Genomic DNA, 14,842 nt, shown 5'->3' with positions numbered 1-14,842 from the left:
ACGGCCCGCGCTCTGGCTCTGATCGTCATCAGCGCCCTGCTCGTCGGGTTCCTTGAAACGCCCCACTGAGGATTGAACCATGACCGATCTCGACACAGACGCGATGCAGTCCATCGGTGACATTGCCTCGCGGATCGTCGGAGGCCTTTCCCAGGAAAGACAGTGGAACGGCAAGACGATCACCGAACCGGGTGTCTATTCCGGCATCACGCTCGACCAGTATCACCAGAAGCGCGATCTTCTGGATGGTCCGTCCATCTCGAAATCTGCGCTGAAATGGCTCTTGCCGGCTTACGGCGGCTCTCCCAAGGCATTCTGGGGCCGGTGGGCGTGGAACCCGAACCACATCGCGCAGGAAACCACGTCAGCGCTCGACTTCGGCAAAGCCGCGCATGCGCTTCTGCTTGGCGACGAGGTGTTCTCGGAGAAGTTCGCCGTTCGGCCGGACTATCGGCCCGATGATGGCGAGCTACCTCCCAAAGAGCGCCGGAAGTGGAGCGGCAACGCGAACGACTGCAAGGCGTGGCTGGAGAGTGCGTCCGAGAACAATCTGACGGTCATCACCGCTGAACAGATCGAGCGCATCAAGCGCATTGCCGAGGATGCATCGACATACCCGCTCATTCAAATGGGTGTCCTCAACGGCCGCGTTGAGCGCTCGATGTTCTGGAAGGACGAGGAAACCGGCATCTGGCTGCGTAGTCGCCCCGATGCGATGCCGAACGCAGATGGTGTGTTCGCGGACCTAAAGACCGCATCGAAGTTCGATGAGGACTTTCTGGAGCGCCAGATCTTCGACGCCGGCTATTTCCTCCAAGCAGCCATGACTCGGATGATCTGCCGTTCGCTCGGCATCCCCTTTGAGACGTTCGTGCTGGTCTATGTGCTGAACGACGATGTTCCGGACACGGCACATGTCGAAATCTCAGCCCATGACATCGACCGTGGCGAGCGCGTCATCCGTTGGTGCCTGAACACAATCCGTCATTGCCTTGATGCCGATGACTGGCCGGGCGCGCGTCCGTTCTCAGGCGGCGAGCGGCATATCCAGATGAAGCCGTGGGCCAAATCCCGGCTCGACGACTTCCTCGACCATCAAGACCAGATCGCCCAGCAGGAGGCCGCATAATGAACCAGCTCGTCTCGCAGCAAAACACCTCAATCAACCAGGTCGGAATCGCATCGGGCAACGGCTCTAAGATCGCCCCACAGACGCTCGGCGAGGTGGTCCGCTTCGCAGAAGTCATGTGCAAAGCAGACATTGCGCTGCCAAAGCACCTGCGCGGCAACGCCGGGGCATGCATGGCCGTAGCGCTTCAGGCTCTCGAATGGGAGATGAGCCCGTTCGCTGTTGCTTCGAAGTCCTATTCGGTCAACGGCCAGATTGCGTATGAAGCCCAGCTCATCATGGCCGTGATCAACACACGATCCGGCATCGAGGGGCGCTTGAAGTTCCGCTTTGAGGGTGAAGGCCCTGAACGGCTCTGCATTGCCTTCGGTAAAATCGACGGCGAAGAGCTCGAAGTTCGCTCTCCGAAGTTCAAGGACATCACTCCGAAGAACTCCCCGCTTTGGAAGTCCGACCCTGATCAGCAGCACTGCTACTACACCGCCCGAGCGTGGGGCCGTCGACACACGCCAGAGGTGATCCTCGGCGTCTACGACCGGGACGAAGCAGATCAGTTCCGCGGGCCTGACAACGCCAAGGACGTAACGCCTCCGTCGCTCATGTCACGCTTGCAGGCTCAGAAACCGTCTGGGGATATGCAGGAGGCGCGCGAAGGCTTCGACATGTCCAACGTGACGCGCGAGACCGAAGGGCTCTCCAGCGGACAAGAAATCCATCACGAACACAGTTCACCGGCAGAAAGCCCCACCGGTGACGGCAGCGGCGCGCTCGTCGCCACAAATTCAGATCGCTCCGCTGCCGAGAACTCGCCCGCCACGGCGGACGAGGCCGGCTCGCATGACATGGGAGAGAGCGAAGGCGAGCCGGCTTCCGTCGATCCGGATTGGCTCAAGACGTTCGCCAAAGCGATCATCGGCGCCATCGGTGAGGATGAGGTTGTCGTCGTCAATCAGTCCAAGGGGCTCTTTGTCGAAGGCCTGAGCGACGAGGTTCGTGCCAAGGCGAAGTCGATAACGAATTACGCGCGCGCCTGCTGCCGGAATGAAATCGAGCTTGATGACTGCCGGGCGACGATTGCCGGCGTTGTCGGGTGCGAGGAGAAGGATCTGGCAGCATGACCATCTCAGCCGACACCCTCGCCGAGGTTGCGCGCTCATTTCCGAAGGGCAGCCGTGGCGCTCGGGCAATTGCCAGAAAGACGCTCGACCTGCGCACCGATGAGCTTCGCCTCGACGTGATGTGCCTTGAACTGGCGCGTCTGGTTGAAGCGGAGATCGCGGAGCATCAACGGAGGGCGCGGTGATGGCAGTCCCCATGATCGACAACCCGCTCGGCGGTAGAAGCCTGCCCGAGTGGATCGGCTCCAGCCCTGACGCAAGGGTGCCCCAGTACGTCAAGGATCGCGTTTTCATCCGCGCCAAGGGCCGTTGCCATATCTCAGGCCGGAAGATCGCCCCAGGTGAGCCGTGGGAGGTCGAGCACGTCAAACCGCTTTCCATGGGCGGAGAACATCGAGAAAGCAATCTGATGCCTGCCCTTGTCCAAGAGCACAAGGCAAAGACGGCGGAGGAAGCTGGCGACCGCGCCAAGGCTGACCGCATCCGCAGAAAGCACAACGGAACGTGGCCTCGCTCCAAGGCGAAGATCGCCGGGCGTGGGTTCCAGAAGACGCGAGGATGAGATGAGCTGCGAACAGATTGCCGCTCTTGGATGGGCGATCGGTGAATTGAACGAGTTTGGCGCGCCAATTGAAGGTGCCAGCCAAACGGATGAGCTTCGCCGGCTTTGCGGCGTATGGTTCAAAAGGCTCACCCTTCCGGTGGAGATCGTAGTCCATCGCACCATCGACCCTAACGGCAGCGCCCTTTACGACCGACGCACCACGAGGGGGTGGCGAGGCGCGAGATTGAGGGACCTCTTTTTGGAGATGTTCCAAGTCCTCGCGATGGAGGGGGAGCGGATCATGAACTTGTCGCCGGAGCAAGCCGTCGCACTTTGGGCTATGCGCGAGTACACCGCACCAGATGGGAAGCTGTGCGCCTCTTCTGCATATCTGGCAGACCGCGCCGATATGGCGGACCTTACTGCCGCTCGTCGCGCCATGGACTGCCTCGTCTCACTTGGTCTGGCAGAGTTCCACGCCCTTCCAAACGACAGGAACGTTTTTGCCGGCGCGGGCTACTGCATCACCGAAGCTGGTCGAACCGCGATCAGGGAATTTGGAGGCGAGCAGTGAACGCCCATCACCCCGAGCCCCAGAAGCGCACTACTCGCATCAGAGCCAGCGCCAACGCGATCAAGGCCGCACTCAGCGCCATGCAAGAGAGCGGCCTGAGCGTGGACAGGGTGTGCGTTACAGGTGGAAAGGTCGAAATCCATTGCGGTGGCGTTGATGAACACCAGTCGACCAAGAACGATGGCAGCGTTGAAAACGCAATGGCCGCCGGGCAATCAGACAAAGAAGGCGGCCTTGAGGATTGGTGAAGTCGCCCATGAAGGTGCATTACCCAGGTTTGCTGATCGAGCCTCTGCCCTCCGGAAATTCGCGCTATCGCGTCAGACCGGAGGGAGAGAAATCCCGGCGCATTCGCATCTATTGCGGCCCGGAAGACCCTGACTTTCAGCGTCAGTACCTTGCGGCGCGCCGTGGCGAGAAGCCCGAACCGCTCAAGGCCGCGTCGGACTATGCCAAACCCAGGTCAATCGCATGGCTCGTCAACTCGTACTTCGAATACCTCGAGCAGCGCGTCAAAGCTGGAACAACCAGCCCGAAGACCTTGAAGAAGAAACGTAATCTTCTATCCCGCCTCCTCAAGCATCCTGACCGGAAGATGCTCATTCCCCACGAGAAGCTTATCGAGATGCAGGACGGCATGGGCGCAACACCGGCCCAGGCCGACGCATTCATCGAAGCAGTGGCCGTGATGTTCGATTGGGCGATTGAGCGCAGATACCTGCAACAGAACCCGGCGCGCGGCATCAAGCCGATCTACCGCAAGGGTGATGGCGCGAAGCCTTGGAAAGCGGCTGACGTTCGAAACTTCCTGAAAGTGCACCTCCCCGGCTCCAAGGCACATGTGGCGCTGTCCGTCCTTCTCTGGACCGGTTGTCGCATTGAAGACCTGACAGTGCTGGGCCGCGAGAATGAGTGCCGGATCGAAGGCATTGAAGCGCTACGCTGGACACCTCTCAAGAAAGGCTCGACCGAGGTGTCGATTCCCCTGCTGGCGCCATTGAAAGATGCCACGCGCGCAATGAAGGTGCAGGGCACAACATATGTGCTTGGTCGGGGTGGAAAGCCCTTTGCCAGCGGAGACAGCATGTCGGCCATGTTCAAGCGCTGGTGCAAGGATGCCGGACTGGCTCACCTCTCCGCTCACGGCGTCCGCAAGGGGCTTGCAGAACTCCTCGCAGAGCTGGGCTGCAGCCAGTACGAGATCATGGCAATATTGGGCCATTCGGAAGCGAAAACGAGTGAGGTTTACACCCGGCGCGTGGAGCGCTGGAAGCTGGCAAAATCAGCGATCGAGAGGATCAACGTGTCCCACGCATGGGTCTGACGTGGGACACTTTCGCATCCAAGTCATTGAAAACCATACTCTTTGGGAGAGAGCTTGGTGCGGTCGAGAAGACTCGAACTTCCACGGGTTGCCCCACAGCGACCTCAACGCTGCGCGTCTACCAATTCCGCCACGACCGCACGTAGCTGGAGGCCGGTTCGTCACCGGCAACGGGCATGTAGCAAATCGGTTTTCGGGAGACAAGCGACTTCTCGAAAAAGACGCAAAAAAAGATGCTCATGCACATCTTCAAGCCGAGACTGGACCCGAGCGCCCATTATCGCCATATGAAACGGGTGATTTCAGTACCTGATGGGATGAGAAAATGAGCGAACGCGGCCAGATCGACACCGTATTCCTGCCGCGCGAGGATGCCCCGCCGGTGGAATGGCGAATCGAACCGGGTCTCACCGACTACGAAACCGCCGTTTCCTTCATGGAAGAGCGCGCCGGGCTGATTCGTGACGGCAAGGCCAGAGAGCTTGTCTGGCTGGTCGAGCACCCGCCGCTCTACACCGCCGGCACCAGTGCCAACAGCGAAGACCTGCTCGAGGCCCATCGCTTCCCCGTCTACAAGACCGGGCGCGGCGGCGAATACACCTATCATGGCCCCGGCCAGCGTGTGGTCTATGTGATGCTTGATCTGAAGACGCGCCGCGAAGACATCCGCGCCTTCATCGCCGCGCTGGAAGCCTGGATCATCGGCGCGCTGACGCGCTTCAACGTGACCGGCGAGCGGCGCGAGGACCGGGTTGGCGTATGGGTCGCGCGGCCCGACAAGCCGCCCCTGCCCGGCGGCCTGCCCGCAGAAGACAAGATCGCCGCCATAGGCATCCGCCTGAGGCGCTGGGTGAGCTTTCACGGCATCTCGATCAACGTTGAGCCGGAACTGGCGCATTTCGGCGGCATCGTGCCCTGCGGCATCAGCGGCTATGGCGTCACCAGCCTGGTCGACCTCGGCCTGCCGGTGACCATGGACGATGTGGACCTGGCGCTGAAAGCCGCTTTCGAGGACGTGTTCGGTCCGGCCGAGAAATCCACCGACTGAGCACTTGCAGCGCGCGCGCCTTGGTCGGGATGCGTTTGGTCTGCGTGTTTTGCAATCTGGGCCATTTCCACCGCACGGGAAAATGCTCTAGCGTTCACCGGTCAAAGCAACTGGTTCGTCTGCCGGGCTTGTGCCCCGCGCAAACGGCCGTTGAGGGATCGAGAGCGTTTTCTACTCGGGGCTCCGGCTGGCCGGGCCCATGGCGCTCTCATGGAGGAGCGCCAAGATGCGATTATCACATACCTTCGGGGCCGTTGCCCTTTTGTCATCGCTCACCGCCGGGCTCACCGCCGGACTTGCCGCAGGCAGTGCGATGGCCCAGCAGACAACCAAACAGGCGGCCGATGCCCAGGCCCCTGAGATAGCCAGCGGGCTTAGCGAAAAGAAAACCGTTCACGCGAAGGAACAGATGGTCGCGGCGGCCAATCCACTGGCCGCGCAGGCGGGTCTCGACGCGCTGCGCAAAGGCGGCACTGCCGCTGACGCGCTGGTGGCGGTGCAGACCGTGCTCGGCCTCGTGGAACCGCAATCCTCCGGCATTGGCGGCGGTGCGTTTCTGGTCTGGTACGATGCGGCCAGCGGAAAGGTGACGACCTTTGACGGGCGCGAAACCGCGCCTGCGGCCGCAACCCCGAAGCTCTTTCTGGACGACAAGGGCGAGCCGCTTCCCTTCTTTGACGCCGTGGTGGGTGGACGCTCGGTTGGAGCGCCGGGCGTGGTGCGCCTGATGGAAACCATCCACACCCGCGCGGGCAAGCTCGAATGGGATGCGCTGCTCCAGCCGGCAATCCGGCTTGCTTCAGAGGGTTTCACCGTCTCGCCAAGGCTTCACACGCTGATCGAGGGTGACAAGGGCCGACTCGACACGCAGGCGACTGCCCGCGCTTATTTCTATGACAAGGACGGCAATGCGCTGGCTGTCGGCTCGGTTCTCAAGAACCCGGACTATGCGGAGACGCTGAAGACCATCGGCAAGGAGGGCGCGGACGGCTTCTACAAGGGCAAAATCGCCGAAAAGATCATCGCTGCGGTGAAGGCGCATGACGGCAATCCCGGCCTGCTCTCGCTCGAGGATCTGGCCGCCTATGAGGTGAAGGAGCGCGAGGCCGTGTGCGCCCCCTATCGCGGGCTCGACGTCTGCGGCATGGGACCGCCCTCCTCCGGCGCGCTGACCATCGGGCAGATACTCGGCATGGTGTCGGAGTTCGATCTGGAAACGCTCGGCCCGGACGATCCGGAGACCTGGCGCATCATCGGCGATGCAACGCGCCTCGCCTTCGCCGACCGCGGCCGCTACATGGCGGACAGCGACTTCGTGAAGATGCCGAAGGGCCTGCTCGATCCAAATTATCTAAAAGACCGCGCCGCCCTGCTGCGCCGCCCGACGGCGCTAGGCGCAGATGACGTGAAGGCCGGCGACCCGCCATGGGACAAGGCGGAGCTGCGCATTGACGGGATGAGCTTCGAACAGCCCTCGACCTCGCATTTCGTGATCGTGGACAAGGATGGCAATATCGCCTCCATGACGACCTCGGTGGAGAGCGCCTTCGGCTCGCGCCAGATGGCGGCCGGCTTCATTCTCAACAACCAGCTCACCGATTTCTCGTTCAGGCCGGAAGCCGATGGCGAGGCCGTGGCCAACCGTGTGCAGCCCGGCAAGCGGCCGCGCTCGTCCATGTCGCCGACCATCGTGCTTCAGGACGGCAAGCCGCTTTATGCGCTGGGCTCGCCCGGCGGCAGCAACATCATTCCCTATGTGACCAACACGATCATCGCGCTGGTGGACTGGAAGATGAACATGCAACAGGCAATCGACCTGCCGCACCTGACGAACCGGTTCGGCACCTATACGCTCGAAGCGGGAACGCCAGCCGAGGAATTCGAGGCTGACCTCGATGCGCTTGGCTTCAAGACATCCATCGGCGACCTGAACTCGGGCCTGCACGGCATCACCATCACGCCACAGGGGCTGGAAGGCGGAGCCGACCCGCGCCGCGAAGGCGTTGCGATGGGGGATTGAGCCCGGATGCTCCGGGAAAGGCGCGTCACCGCCGGGAAGCCATGAGGCATTTTCTGACGGGAAGCGTATCAGAGAGGCGGGCCTTCCCGCCTCTTTTCATTTGGGCCGAACGCAACTGCCACGATGGCAGGAATCGGCGAACACGGCGGTGCGCTCAGCGCGCATCCGCAAAGGGATATCAGATCGCGCCGATGAAGACGGCGGCCATCATGATGAAGGAGCTGACTGCAACGAGCGAGACGACATCCTGAAAAAGATCGGTCATTTATCTCTCCTGATCACTTTATAATCCCTTTATGTTCTATTTATGTTCCATCGTCAAGCACGCAGAACAGCTCACACGGAGCGCCCGGATGTTAAGGTTGACGTGGCGTTAATCGCTTAGCCGGGTAGCACCTAGTGCGCCCGCGAGAAGGCGCGGCGTTTAGGGGCGGTCCTGGGCGTTTCAAGGGCAAAAGAAAACCGCACTGCACGGGCAGCGCGGTTTGTAGCCTGTTCGTCATTTCGGGAAACGCCGTCAGATCGCGGCGCATCCATATTCAGATCGATCGTCTGGAGCATTTCCGCTTTTCGTTGAATCGCGAAAATCCACTAACTCATTGTGTTACGCAATTCCGGACGGAAAACCGGTTCCCACTTTTCCTGGAATTGCTCTAGCGCTTCCAGGCGGTGACCTTGCCGCCCTCCAGCGTGACCACACGGTCCATGCGGGCGGCGAGTTCGTGATTGTGGGTGGCAATCAGCGCGGCCAGTCCCGACTGGCGCACAAGCGCCTCAAGCGCATCGAACACATAGCCAGCCGTCTTGGGATCCAGATTGCCGGTCGGCTCATCCGCCAGAAGCACGCGCGGCGCATTGGCGACGGCGCGCGCAATGGCGACGCGCTGCTGCTCACCGCCCGAAAGCTCGGCCGGACGGTGGCTGCCGCGATGGCCGACGCGCAGATAGTCGAGCAACTGGCTGGCGCGCGTTTTGGCCTCGGCCGGGTCCATGCCCGCCACCATCTGCGGGATCATCACATTCTCCTCGGCGGTGAATTCCGGCAGGAGATGATGAAACTGGTAGACAAAGCCGATTTCATTGCGGCGGATGGCGGTGCGCGCATCGTCGGAAAGACGGCCGCAGGCCTGGCCGGCGACAATCACCTCGCCCGCATCCGGCGCTTCCAGAAGGCCCGCCAGATGAAGGAGCGTGGACTTGCCGGCACCGGAGGGAGCGACAAGCGCCACCATCTCGCCCGGCCGCAGAGTGAAGCCCGCATCCTTGAGAATGGTGAGACGGCCCTCACCCTCGCTGTAACTGCGCTCAATGCCCTTGAGTTCGAGAATAGGCGCGGCCATCAGTCATACCTCAGTGCTTCGACCGGATCGAGCCGCGAGGCGCGCCAGGCCGGGAAGAGCGTTGCCACGAAAGACAGGGCGAGCGCCATGACGATGACGGAAACCGTCTCGCCGGCTTCCATCTTTGCCGGCAACTGGCTCAGGAAATAGAGTTCCGGATCGAAGATCGTGGTGCCGGAGAGCCAGGAGAAGAACTGGCGGATCGATTCCACGTTCCAGCAGATGACGACGCCCAGTACAACGCCTGCAGCGGTGCCGGCCACGCCGATGGCCGCACCCGTCATCAGGAAGATGCGCATGACGGAACCACTGGTCGCGCCCATGGTGCGCAGGATGGCAATGTCGTGCCCCTTGTCCTTCACCAGCATGACGAGGCCGGAAATGATGTTCAGCGCCGCCACGAGAACGATCATGGTCAGGATCATGAACATGACGTTCCGCTCCACTTCGAGCGCGGAGAAGAAGGTGCTGTTGCGCTGCCGCCAGTCGGACAGGAGTACGGGCCGCTGGGCAGCCTCCTCCACCTGCGGGCGCATGGTCGCAACCGCGTCGGGATCATCGACGAACAGCTCGATGGACTGCACCAGGCCCTCGGCGTTGAAATAGAGCTGCGCTTCCTGCAGCGGCATATAGATGATCGAGGCGTCATATTCCGACATGCCCACCTCGAAGGTGGCGGCAATCGGATAGGTCTTGACGCGCGGGGTCGTGCCAAAGGGTGTGACATCGCCCTCGGGCGCGACGAGAGTGACGGAATCACCCACCGTCAGGCCCAGATTTTCCGCCATGCGCGAGCCCATGGCGAGCCCTTCGCCCGTGGCGAAGCCCACCAGAGAGCCGTCCTTGATATTGCTCGACACCAGATCAAGCCGCGACAGGTCGTCCGCGCGCACACCGCGCACCACGGCGCCGGTTCCAGCGCCGCTGCGGCCTGAAACGAGCACCTGCCCCTGCACCATGGGCAGGGCGATCTGAACGCCCTCCACGCCCTCGATGCGCTTTGCGACAGCCTCATAATCCGTCATGGGCATGTCGACGGGCTGCACGATCAGATGACCGTTGACCCCCAGAATGCGGGTCAGGAGTTCGGCGCGGAAGCCGTTCATGACGGCCATGACCACGATCAGCGTGGCCACCCCCAGCATGATGCCGACAAAGGAGATGGACGCGATCACCGAGATCACGGTCTCCTTGCGGCGCGAACGCAGATAGCGCCAGGCAATCATGCGCTCGAAGCGGGAGAACGGTCCTGCCCCCTTCGGCTTCGCCGGCGCGCTCTGTGCGGCTGCCTCGCTGGTGGCGGCTTCACTCATGTCTTGACCTCAAAGGCATTTACGCTGGCGGGCGCGCGGCTGCGCGCCCGGACCGGAATTGCGCTGCTGCGTCATGCAGCGCCCTGCTGGCTCAGGCGGTTCACCACGGCCTCGAGCGTGAGCGATTCACGCTCGCCGGTGGCGCGGTTCTTGATTTCCACCTCGCCACTGGCGACGCCGCGCGGTCCGACGACCACCTGCCAGGGCAGACCGATCAGATCGGCGGTGGCGAACTTGCCGCCGGCGCGCTGGTCCGTATCGTCGTAGAGCACGTCCTTGCCGGCCGCCTGGAGCTTCTCGTAGAGCTCCTCGCAGACGCGGTCGCAGGCCTCGTCGCCCGCCTTCATGTTGATCAGGCCGACATCGAACGGCGCGACGCTCTCCGGCCAGATAATGCCGTTCTCGTCGTGGCTCGCCTCGATGATCGCCGCAAGAAGGCGGCTCGGGCCAATGCCGTAGGATCCCATGGAAACGCAGTGCTCCTTGCCATCCGGACCGGTGACGGTCGCGTTCATGGGCTCGGAATACTTGGTCCCGAAGTGGAAAATATGGCCAACCTCGATACCACGCGCAGAAACTTTCTCGTCCTCGGCAATCGCGTCCCAGGCGGCCTCGTCATGCATCTCGTCGGTGGCTGCATAAGGCGTCGTCCAGGTGGTGACGATGTCGGCGATTTCGGCATCGTTTGCGAAGTCGACGTCCGCGCCGGGCACCTGAAGCTCAAGGAACTCCTTGCGGCAGAACACCTCGCTCTCGCCGGTGGAGGCGAGAATGATGAATTCGTGGCTCAGATCACCGCCGATGGGGCCGGTGTCGGCGCGCATCGGGATCGCCTGCAGGCCCATGCGCCCGAAGGTGCGCAGATAGGCAACGAACATGCGGTTATAGGCGGCCCTCGCCCCCTCGTAATCCAGATCGAAGGAATAGGCGTCCTTCATCAGGAACTCGCGCGAGCGCATGACGCCGAAGCGCGGACGCACCTCGTCGCGGAACTTCCACTGGATGTGGTAGAGGTTGAGGGGCAGATCCTTGTAGGACTTCACATAGGACCGGAAAATGTCCGTCACCATCTCTTCATTGGTGGGGCCATAGAGCATCTTGCGCTCATGCCGATCGGTGATGCGCAGCATCTCCTTGCCGTAATCGTCGTAGCGACCGCTTTCCATCCACAGATCGGCCGACTGGATGGTCGGCATGAGGATTTCCTGCGCACCGGCGCGGTTCTGCTCCTCACGGATGATCTGGTTCACCTTGTCGAGGACGCGCTTGCCCAGCGGCAACCAGGAAAAGCTGCCAGCACCCTGCTGGCGGATCATGCCGGCACGCAGCATCAGACGGTGCGAGACGATCTCGGCCTCGCGAGGGGTTTCTTTCAAGATAGGCAGGAAGTAGCGCGACAGTCGCATAAACGCATCCATTCAGGCGGCTCTGGGGAGCCTGTTCGGAATCAAAGAGAGAAGTGGCTCAAGGCCGCTGTCTTAACGATTTCATAATGAATTGAAAAGCCGCCGACACAACCGCTCACGCGTTGGGGTCGCAGGCTCACATGTTCAAGACAGCGAAATGATAACAATGCATTTCAAACGCAATTTTCCTCGTGACATTTCGTCTCAACTTGCTCTATGGTGCGCTCCCATAACAAGAGGTTGAAGCGCAAATTCAACCTCATTACGCGGTCAAAGTCTTGGGAGGATGCGGTCCAGGCGCGGTTACACGCAGCCGCCGACGATGATACGGCAAAAGGATCGGACGCGTTGAGTTTGCAAGGCCTCTGGCCTTGCTTTTTTTTTGGGGCTTACGCGGCGTAAAGGCCCGTTTCCCGACATGTTCCCGAAAAATCGATACGCGTGCCCTACCGTTTTCGGCAGCGTTTCAGGCGCGGCAGTGATGGCGCATCAGGCCATGCGGAGCCCCTCCTCCGGGCAAACCGGAAGAGCCTGCTGGTCTGGCAGAGAAACGACCGGACCTGTACGCGATCAGTCGAAGGTGGGGACGAGGCGCGGAATATCGTCGAACGAATAGCCAAGCCCGCGCGTGATGAAGACCAGCACGCCGCAGATGACAATCGCGATGATGGTGGTGCGGATCAGGGCGCGCAGCATGTGCGGCCCGCGCGGGGCGCTGGCCGTGGTGCCGAGCGTGACCTCGCCATCCTCATCCTGCGTGCGCAAGCCGAATGGCAGCGCGATGAAGAGTACCGTCCACCAGACGATGAAGAATACGGCGAGAAGAGAAACCCAGCCCATCTGAAAACCTCAAACCTGTTCGAGCTCGACGAGCGTGCCGGCGAAATCCTTCGGGTGCAGGAAAAGCACCGGCTTGCCATGGGCGCCGATCTTCGGTTCGCCGTCGCCGAGAATGCGCGCGCCATCCGCCTTCAGGCGATCGCGCGCGACGATGATATCTTCCACCTCATAGCAGAGGTGATGCATGCCGCCATCCGGGTTTCTGGCCAGGAAAGCGGCAATCGGGGAATCTGCGCCCAGCGGCTCCAGAAGCTCGACCTTGGTGTTGTCCAGTTCGACAAAAACCACGGTGACGCCGTGCCCGGGCAAGGCCTGCGGGGCCGAGACCCGCGCCCCAAGCGTATCACGGTAAAGCGCGGTTGCCCTGGCAAGATCGGGCACGGCGATTGCGACGTGATTGAGCTTTCCGAGCATCGGCTTCGTTCTTTCCATCCGGGCAAAAGGGGCAGTCGCCCTGCCCCTTGTCCCTTAAGTTACTGCGTGACGAACACCGTCACCATGGGCTTTTTGCCCCATGCGGCGTTTGCGGCGTTGCGTACCGCGCGGCGCGCGGATTCCGACACCATGTCGAGATCCTTGCGGCGGTTGCGCGGAATGCTGCGTACGGCGCCAATGGCGGCGTCCAGCATGATGTCCTCAAGCGTTTCGCCTTTTGCGTCGCGCTCGGCCACGCCGATGGCGACAATGTCCGGATCGCCATCCAGATTGAGCCGGTCATCGAGCACGATGTTGATGGCCACATGGCCCGCATAGGAGAGCTTTCGGCGATCGCGGATGCCCATCTCCTCCTCGTCACCGAGAAGGCGGCCATCCTTGAAGAAGCGGCCATGCCGGGCTTCGCCGATGATCTCGGCGGGTCCGGGCGCAAGCCGCACGATGTCGCCATTGCGCACCTGTGCAACCTCGGGGATGCCTTCCATGGAGCCGAGCGAGCCCTGCGCCACGAGATGCGCGGCTTCGCCGTGAACGGGCACGAGGATCTGCGGGCGGACCCACGAATACATGCGCTTCAGTTCGCTGCGGCGCGGATGGCCGGAAACATGCACCAGCGCGTCATCATCCTCGATGATCTTGATGCCCATCTCGATGAGACGGTTCTTGGTTTCCAGAACCGCCTTTTCGTTGCCGGGAATGAGGCGCGAGGAATAAACGACCGTATCGCCGGCTGCGAGCGCGACATTGCGCATCTCGTCCCGGGCGAGCTTGGCGAGTGCTGCGCGGTTTTCGCCCTGGCTGCCGGTGCACAGGACCACGACCTTGTCGCGCGGCACGTGCTGGAACTCATCCTCGTCCAGATATTCCGGCAGGCCGTCGAGATAACCCAGATCGGTTGCCACATCGATGACGCGCTTCATGGAGCGGCCAAGCACCAGAAGCTGGCGACCGGCGTCGCGCGCGGCCTCGGCGATGGAACGGATGCGCCCCACATTCGAGGAGAAGGTGGTGACGACGACACGGCCGGCAGCCGCTTCGATGACTTCCTTCAGCCCCTCGCCCACCGCCTGCTCGGTGGGGGATTCGCCCTCACGCATGGCGTTGGTGGAATCGCACATCAGCGCCAGCACGCCCTCGTCGCCGACAGCCCGGAAGCGCGCCTCGTCCGTCTTGGGACCGATGGCGGGTGCGGGGTCGATCTTCCAGTCGCCCGTGTGAACGAGCGTGCCAAGCGGCGTGGTGATCACCAGCGAAACCGGCTCGGGAATGGAGTGCGCAACCGCGATCGCCTCGATGGCGAACGGTCCGACCTCGAACTTTTCACCGGCCTTGAAAATCTTCACCGGCACGTCGGGCGCCCAGGATTCCGACTGGCGCTTGGCCTCCAGAAGCCCCGCGGCGAACGGCGTCATCCACACATCGGTCTTCAGGCGCGGCCACAGATCAAGGATCGCGCCGTAATGGTCTTCATGGGCATGGGTGATGATCATGCCGCGCAGACGGTCGATCTCGCCTTCGATGAAGCTGATATCGGGGAGAACGAGATCGACGCCCGGAAGCTCCGGCCCCGGGAAGGTCACGCCGCAATCGACAATGATCCATTCGCGCTTGGCGGCCGGGCCAAAGCCGTAAAGGCCGAAATTCATGCCGATCTCGCCGACGCCGCCGAGCGGACAGAAGACCAGTTCGGCCTTCTTCAGATCTTCGCTCACGGTCGTCTCTTTCTTGCTGGAACGCGCCATGGGTCCCTT

At 62.0% G+C, this 14,842-nt stretch carries 15 protein-coding genes and 1 tRNA gene; 9 read left to right on the top strand and 7 right to left on the bottom strand.

Going from position 1 to position 14,842, the window contains the following annotated elements:
* Window positions 1-79: 79 nt before the first annotated feature.
* Genes JYP46_RS19810 through JYP46_RS19780 form a run of 7 tightly spaced genes read left to right on the top strand, consistent with a single transcriptional unit; the run spans window position 80 to window position 4,689 of the window.
* Window positions 80-1,129, top strand: a complete 1,050-nt coding sequence (locus JYP46_RS19810) for a PD-(D/E)XK nuclease-like domain-containing protein (RefSeq protein ID WP_206549097.1) — start codon at window positions 80-82, stop codon at window positions 1,127-1,129.
* Window positions 1,129-2,247, top strand: a complete 1,119-nt coding sequence (locus JYP46_RS19805) for a recombinase family protein (protein WP_206549096.1) — start codon at window positions 1,129-1,131, stop codon at window positions 2,245-2,247. Before JYP46_RS19810 ends, JYP46_RS19805 begins: the two co-directional genes overlap by 1 nt.
* Window positions 2,244-2,432 (top strand): hypothetical protein, encoded by a 189-nt coding sequence (locus tag JYP46_RS19800; protein WP_206549095.1) that lies wholly within the window; start codon window positions 2,244-2,246, stop codon window positions 2,430-2,432. The genes JYP46_RS19805 and JYP46_RS19800 overlap by 4 nt, the downstream gene beginning before the upstream one ends.
* An 11-nt stretch (window positions 2,433-2,443) precedes the next feature.
* The gene (locus tag JYP46_RS19795; RefSeq protein WP_222474275.1) at window positions 2,444-2,809 is read left to right on the top strand and encodes an HNH endonuclease; all 366 of its coding nucleotides are present in this window, start codon (window positions 2,444-2,446) and stop codon (window positions 2,807-2,809) included.
* A gap of 1 nt (window position 2,810) precedes the next feature.
* Entirely contained in the window at window positions 2,811-3,365 is a 555-nt protein-coding gene (locus tag JYP46_RS19790) for a hypothetical protein (RefSeq protein ID WP_206549093.1), read from the top strand.
* Window positions 3,362-3,613 carry a hypothetical protein gene (locus tag JYP46_RS19785; protein WP_206549092.1) on the top strand — a complete coding sequence of 84 codons (252 nt, stop codon included), beginning with the start codon at window positions 3,362-3,364 and terminating at the stop codon, window positions 3,611-3,613. Before JYP46_RS19790 ends, JYP46_RS19785 begins: the two co-directional genes overlap by 4 nt.
* 8 nt (window positions 3,614-3,621) lie before the next feature.
* Window positions 3,622-4,689, top strand: a complete 1,068-nt coding sequence (locus tag JYP46_RS19780) for a tyrosine-type recombinase/integrase (protein WP_222474274.1) — start codon at window positions 3,622-3,624, stop codon at window positions 4,687-4,689.
* A 55-nt stretch (window positions 4,690-4,744) separates the two neighbouring features.
* On the opposite strand, the gene JYP46_RS19775 is transcribed toward JYP46_RS19780, so the two are convergent.
* A tRNA-Leu gene (locus JYP46_RS19775) sits at window positions 4,745-4,829 on the bottom strand.
* Window positions 4,830-5,014: 185 nt separating this feature from the next.
* Here JYP46_RS19775 and lipB point away from each other — a divergent pair.
* Together lipB and ggt are read left to right on the top strand one after the other, a co-directional pair.
* Window positions 5,015-5,737: a lipoyl(octanoyl) transferase LipB gene (lipB, locus tag JYP46_RS19770; protein WP_113154969.1), complete on the top strand. Its 723-nt coding sequence runs from the start codon at window positions 5,015-5,017 to the stop codon at window positions 5,735-5,737.
* 226 nt (window positions 5,738-5,963) lie between these two features.
* Window positions 5,964-7,757, top strand: coding sequence for a gamma-glutamyltransferase (ggt, locus tag JYP46_RS19765; RefSeq protein WP_206549090.1), 1,794 nt, complete (start codon window positions 5,964-5,966; stop codon window positions 7,755-7,757).
* Window positions 7,758-8,410: 653 nt separating this feature from the next.
* On the opposite strand, the gene JYP46_RS19760 is transcribed toward ggt, so the two are convergent.
* From JYP46_RS19760 to JYP46_RS19735, 6 genes are all read right to left on the bottom strand, one after another.
* Complete coding sequence (locus JYP46_RS19760; protein WP_113154967.1) at window positions 8,411-9,097, bottom strand: ABC transporter ATP-binding protein; 687 nt, start codon at window positions 9,095-9,097, stop codon at window positions 8,411-8,413.
* Window positions 9,097-10,410, bottom strand: a complete 1,314-nt coding sequence (locus JYP46_RS19755) for a lipoprotein-releasing ABC transporter permease subunit (protein ID WP_206549089.1) — start codon at window positions 10,408-10,410, stop codon at window positions 9,097-9,099. The genes JYP46_RS19760 and JYP46_RS19755 overlap by 1 nt, the downstream gene beginning before the upstream one ends.
* Before the next feature lie 71 nt (window positions 10,411-10,481).
* Window positions 10,482-11,816 carry a proline--tRNA ligase gene (gene proS / locus JYP46_RS19750; RefSeq protein WP_206549088.1) on the bottom strand — a complete coding sequence of 445 codons (1,335 nt, stop codon included), beginning with the start codon at window positions 11,814-11,816 and terminating at the stop codon, window positions 10,482-10,484.
* Window positions 11,817-12,386: 570 nt separating this feature from the next.
* Window positions 12,387-12,656 (bottom strand): DUF1467 family protein, encoded by a 270-nt coding sequence (locus JYP46_RS19745; protein WP_206545485.1) that lies wholly within the window; start codon window positions 12,654-12,656, stop codon window positions 12,387-12,389.
* A 9-nt stretch (window positions 12,657-12,665) separates the two neighbouring features.
* A complete protein-coding gene (gene mce, locus JYP46_RS19740; protein ID WP_113154963.1) occupies window positions 12,666-13,070 on the bottom strand; it encodes a methylmalonyl-CoA epimerase in 405 nt (134 codons plus the stop codon).
* 59 nt (window positions 13,071-13,129) lie between these two features.
* Window positions 13,130-14,833: a ribonuclease J gene (locus JYP46_RS19735; RefSeq protein ID WP_113154962.1), complete on the bottom strand. Its 1,704-nt coding sequence runs from the start codon at window positions 14,831-14,833 to the stop codon at window positions 13,130-13,132.
* Between the last annotated feature and the right edge of the window lie 9 nt (window positions 14,834-14,842).

Source organism: Nitratireductor aquimarinus (assembly GCF_017255295.1).
Lineage (GTDB): Bacteria > Pseudomonadota > Alphaproteobacteria > Rhizobiales > Rhizobiaceae > Nitratireductor > Nitratireductor aquimarinus.
This window is presented reverse-complemented; position numbering and strand designations above follow the sequence as displayed.

Coding starts and splice junctions, on each gene's coding strand:
- JYP46_RS19810 (WP_206549097.1), top strand. CDS start 80: ATGACCGATCTCGACACAGACGCGATGCAGTCCATCGGTGACATTGCC.
- JYP46_RS19805 (WP_206549096.1), top strand. CDS start 1,129: ATGAACCAGCTCGTCTCGCAGCAAAACACCTCAATCAACCAGGTCGGA.
- JYP46_RS19800 (WP_206549095.1), top strand. CDS start 2,244: ATGACCATCTCAGCCGACACCCTCGCCGAGGTTGCGCGCTCATTTCCG.
- JYP46_RS19795 (WP_222474275.1), top strand. CDS start 2,444: ATGATCGACAACCCGCTCGGCGGTAGAAGCCTGCCCGAGTGGATCGGC.
- JYP46_RS19790 (WP_206549093.1), top strand. CDS start 2,811: ATGAGCTGCGAACAGATTGCCGCTCTTGGATGGGCGATCGGTGAATTG.
- JYP46_RS19780 (WP_222474274.1), top strand. CDS start 3,622: ATGAAGGTGCATTACCCAGGTTTGCTGATCGAGCCTCTGCCCTCCGGA.
- lipB (WP_113154969.1), top strand. CDS start 5,015: ATGAGCGAACGCGGCCAGATCGACACCGTATTCCTGCCGCGCGAGGAT.
- ggt (WP_206549090.1), top strand. CDS start 5,964: ATGCGATTATCACATACCTTCGGGGCCGTTGCCCTTTTGTCATCGCTC.
- JYP46_RS19760 (WP_113154967.1), bottom strand. CDS start 9,097: ATGGCCGCGCCTATTCTCGAACTCAAGGGCATTGAGCGCAGTTACAGC.
- JYP46_RS19755 (WP_206549089.1), bottom strand. CDS start 10,410: ATGAGTGAAGCCGCCACCAGCGAGGCAGCCGCACAGAGCGCGCCGGCG.
- proS (WP_206549088.1), bottom strand. CDS start 11,816: ATGCGACTGTCGCGCTACTTCCTGCCTATCTTGAAAGAAACCCCTCGC.
- JYP46_RS19745 (WP_206545485.1), bottom strand. CDS start 12,656: ATGGGCTGGGTTTCTCTTCTCGCCGTATTCTTCATCGTCTGGTGGACG.
- mce (WP_113154963.1), bottom strand. CDS start 13,070: ATGCTCGGAAAGCTCAATCACGTCGCAATCGCCGTGCCCGATCTTGCC.
- JYP46_RS19735 (WP_113154962.1), bottom strand. CDS start 14,833: ATGGCGCGTTCCAGCAAGAAAGAGACGACCGTGAGCGAAGATCTGAAG.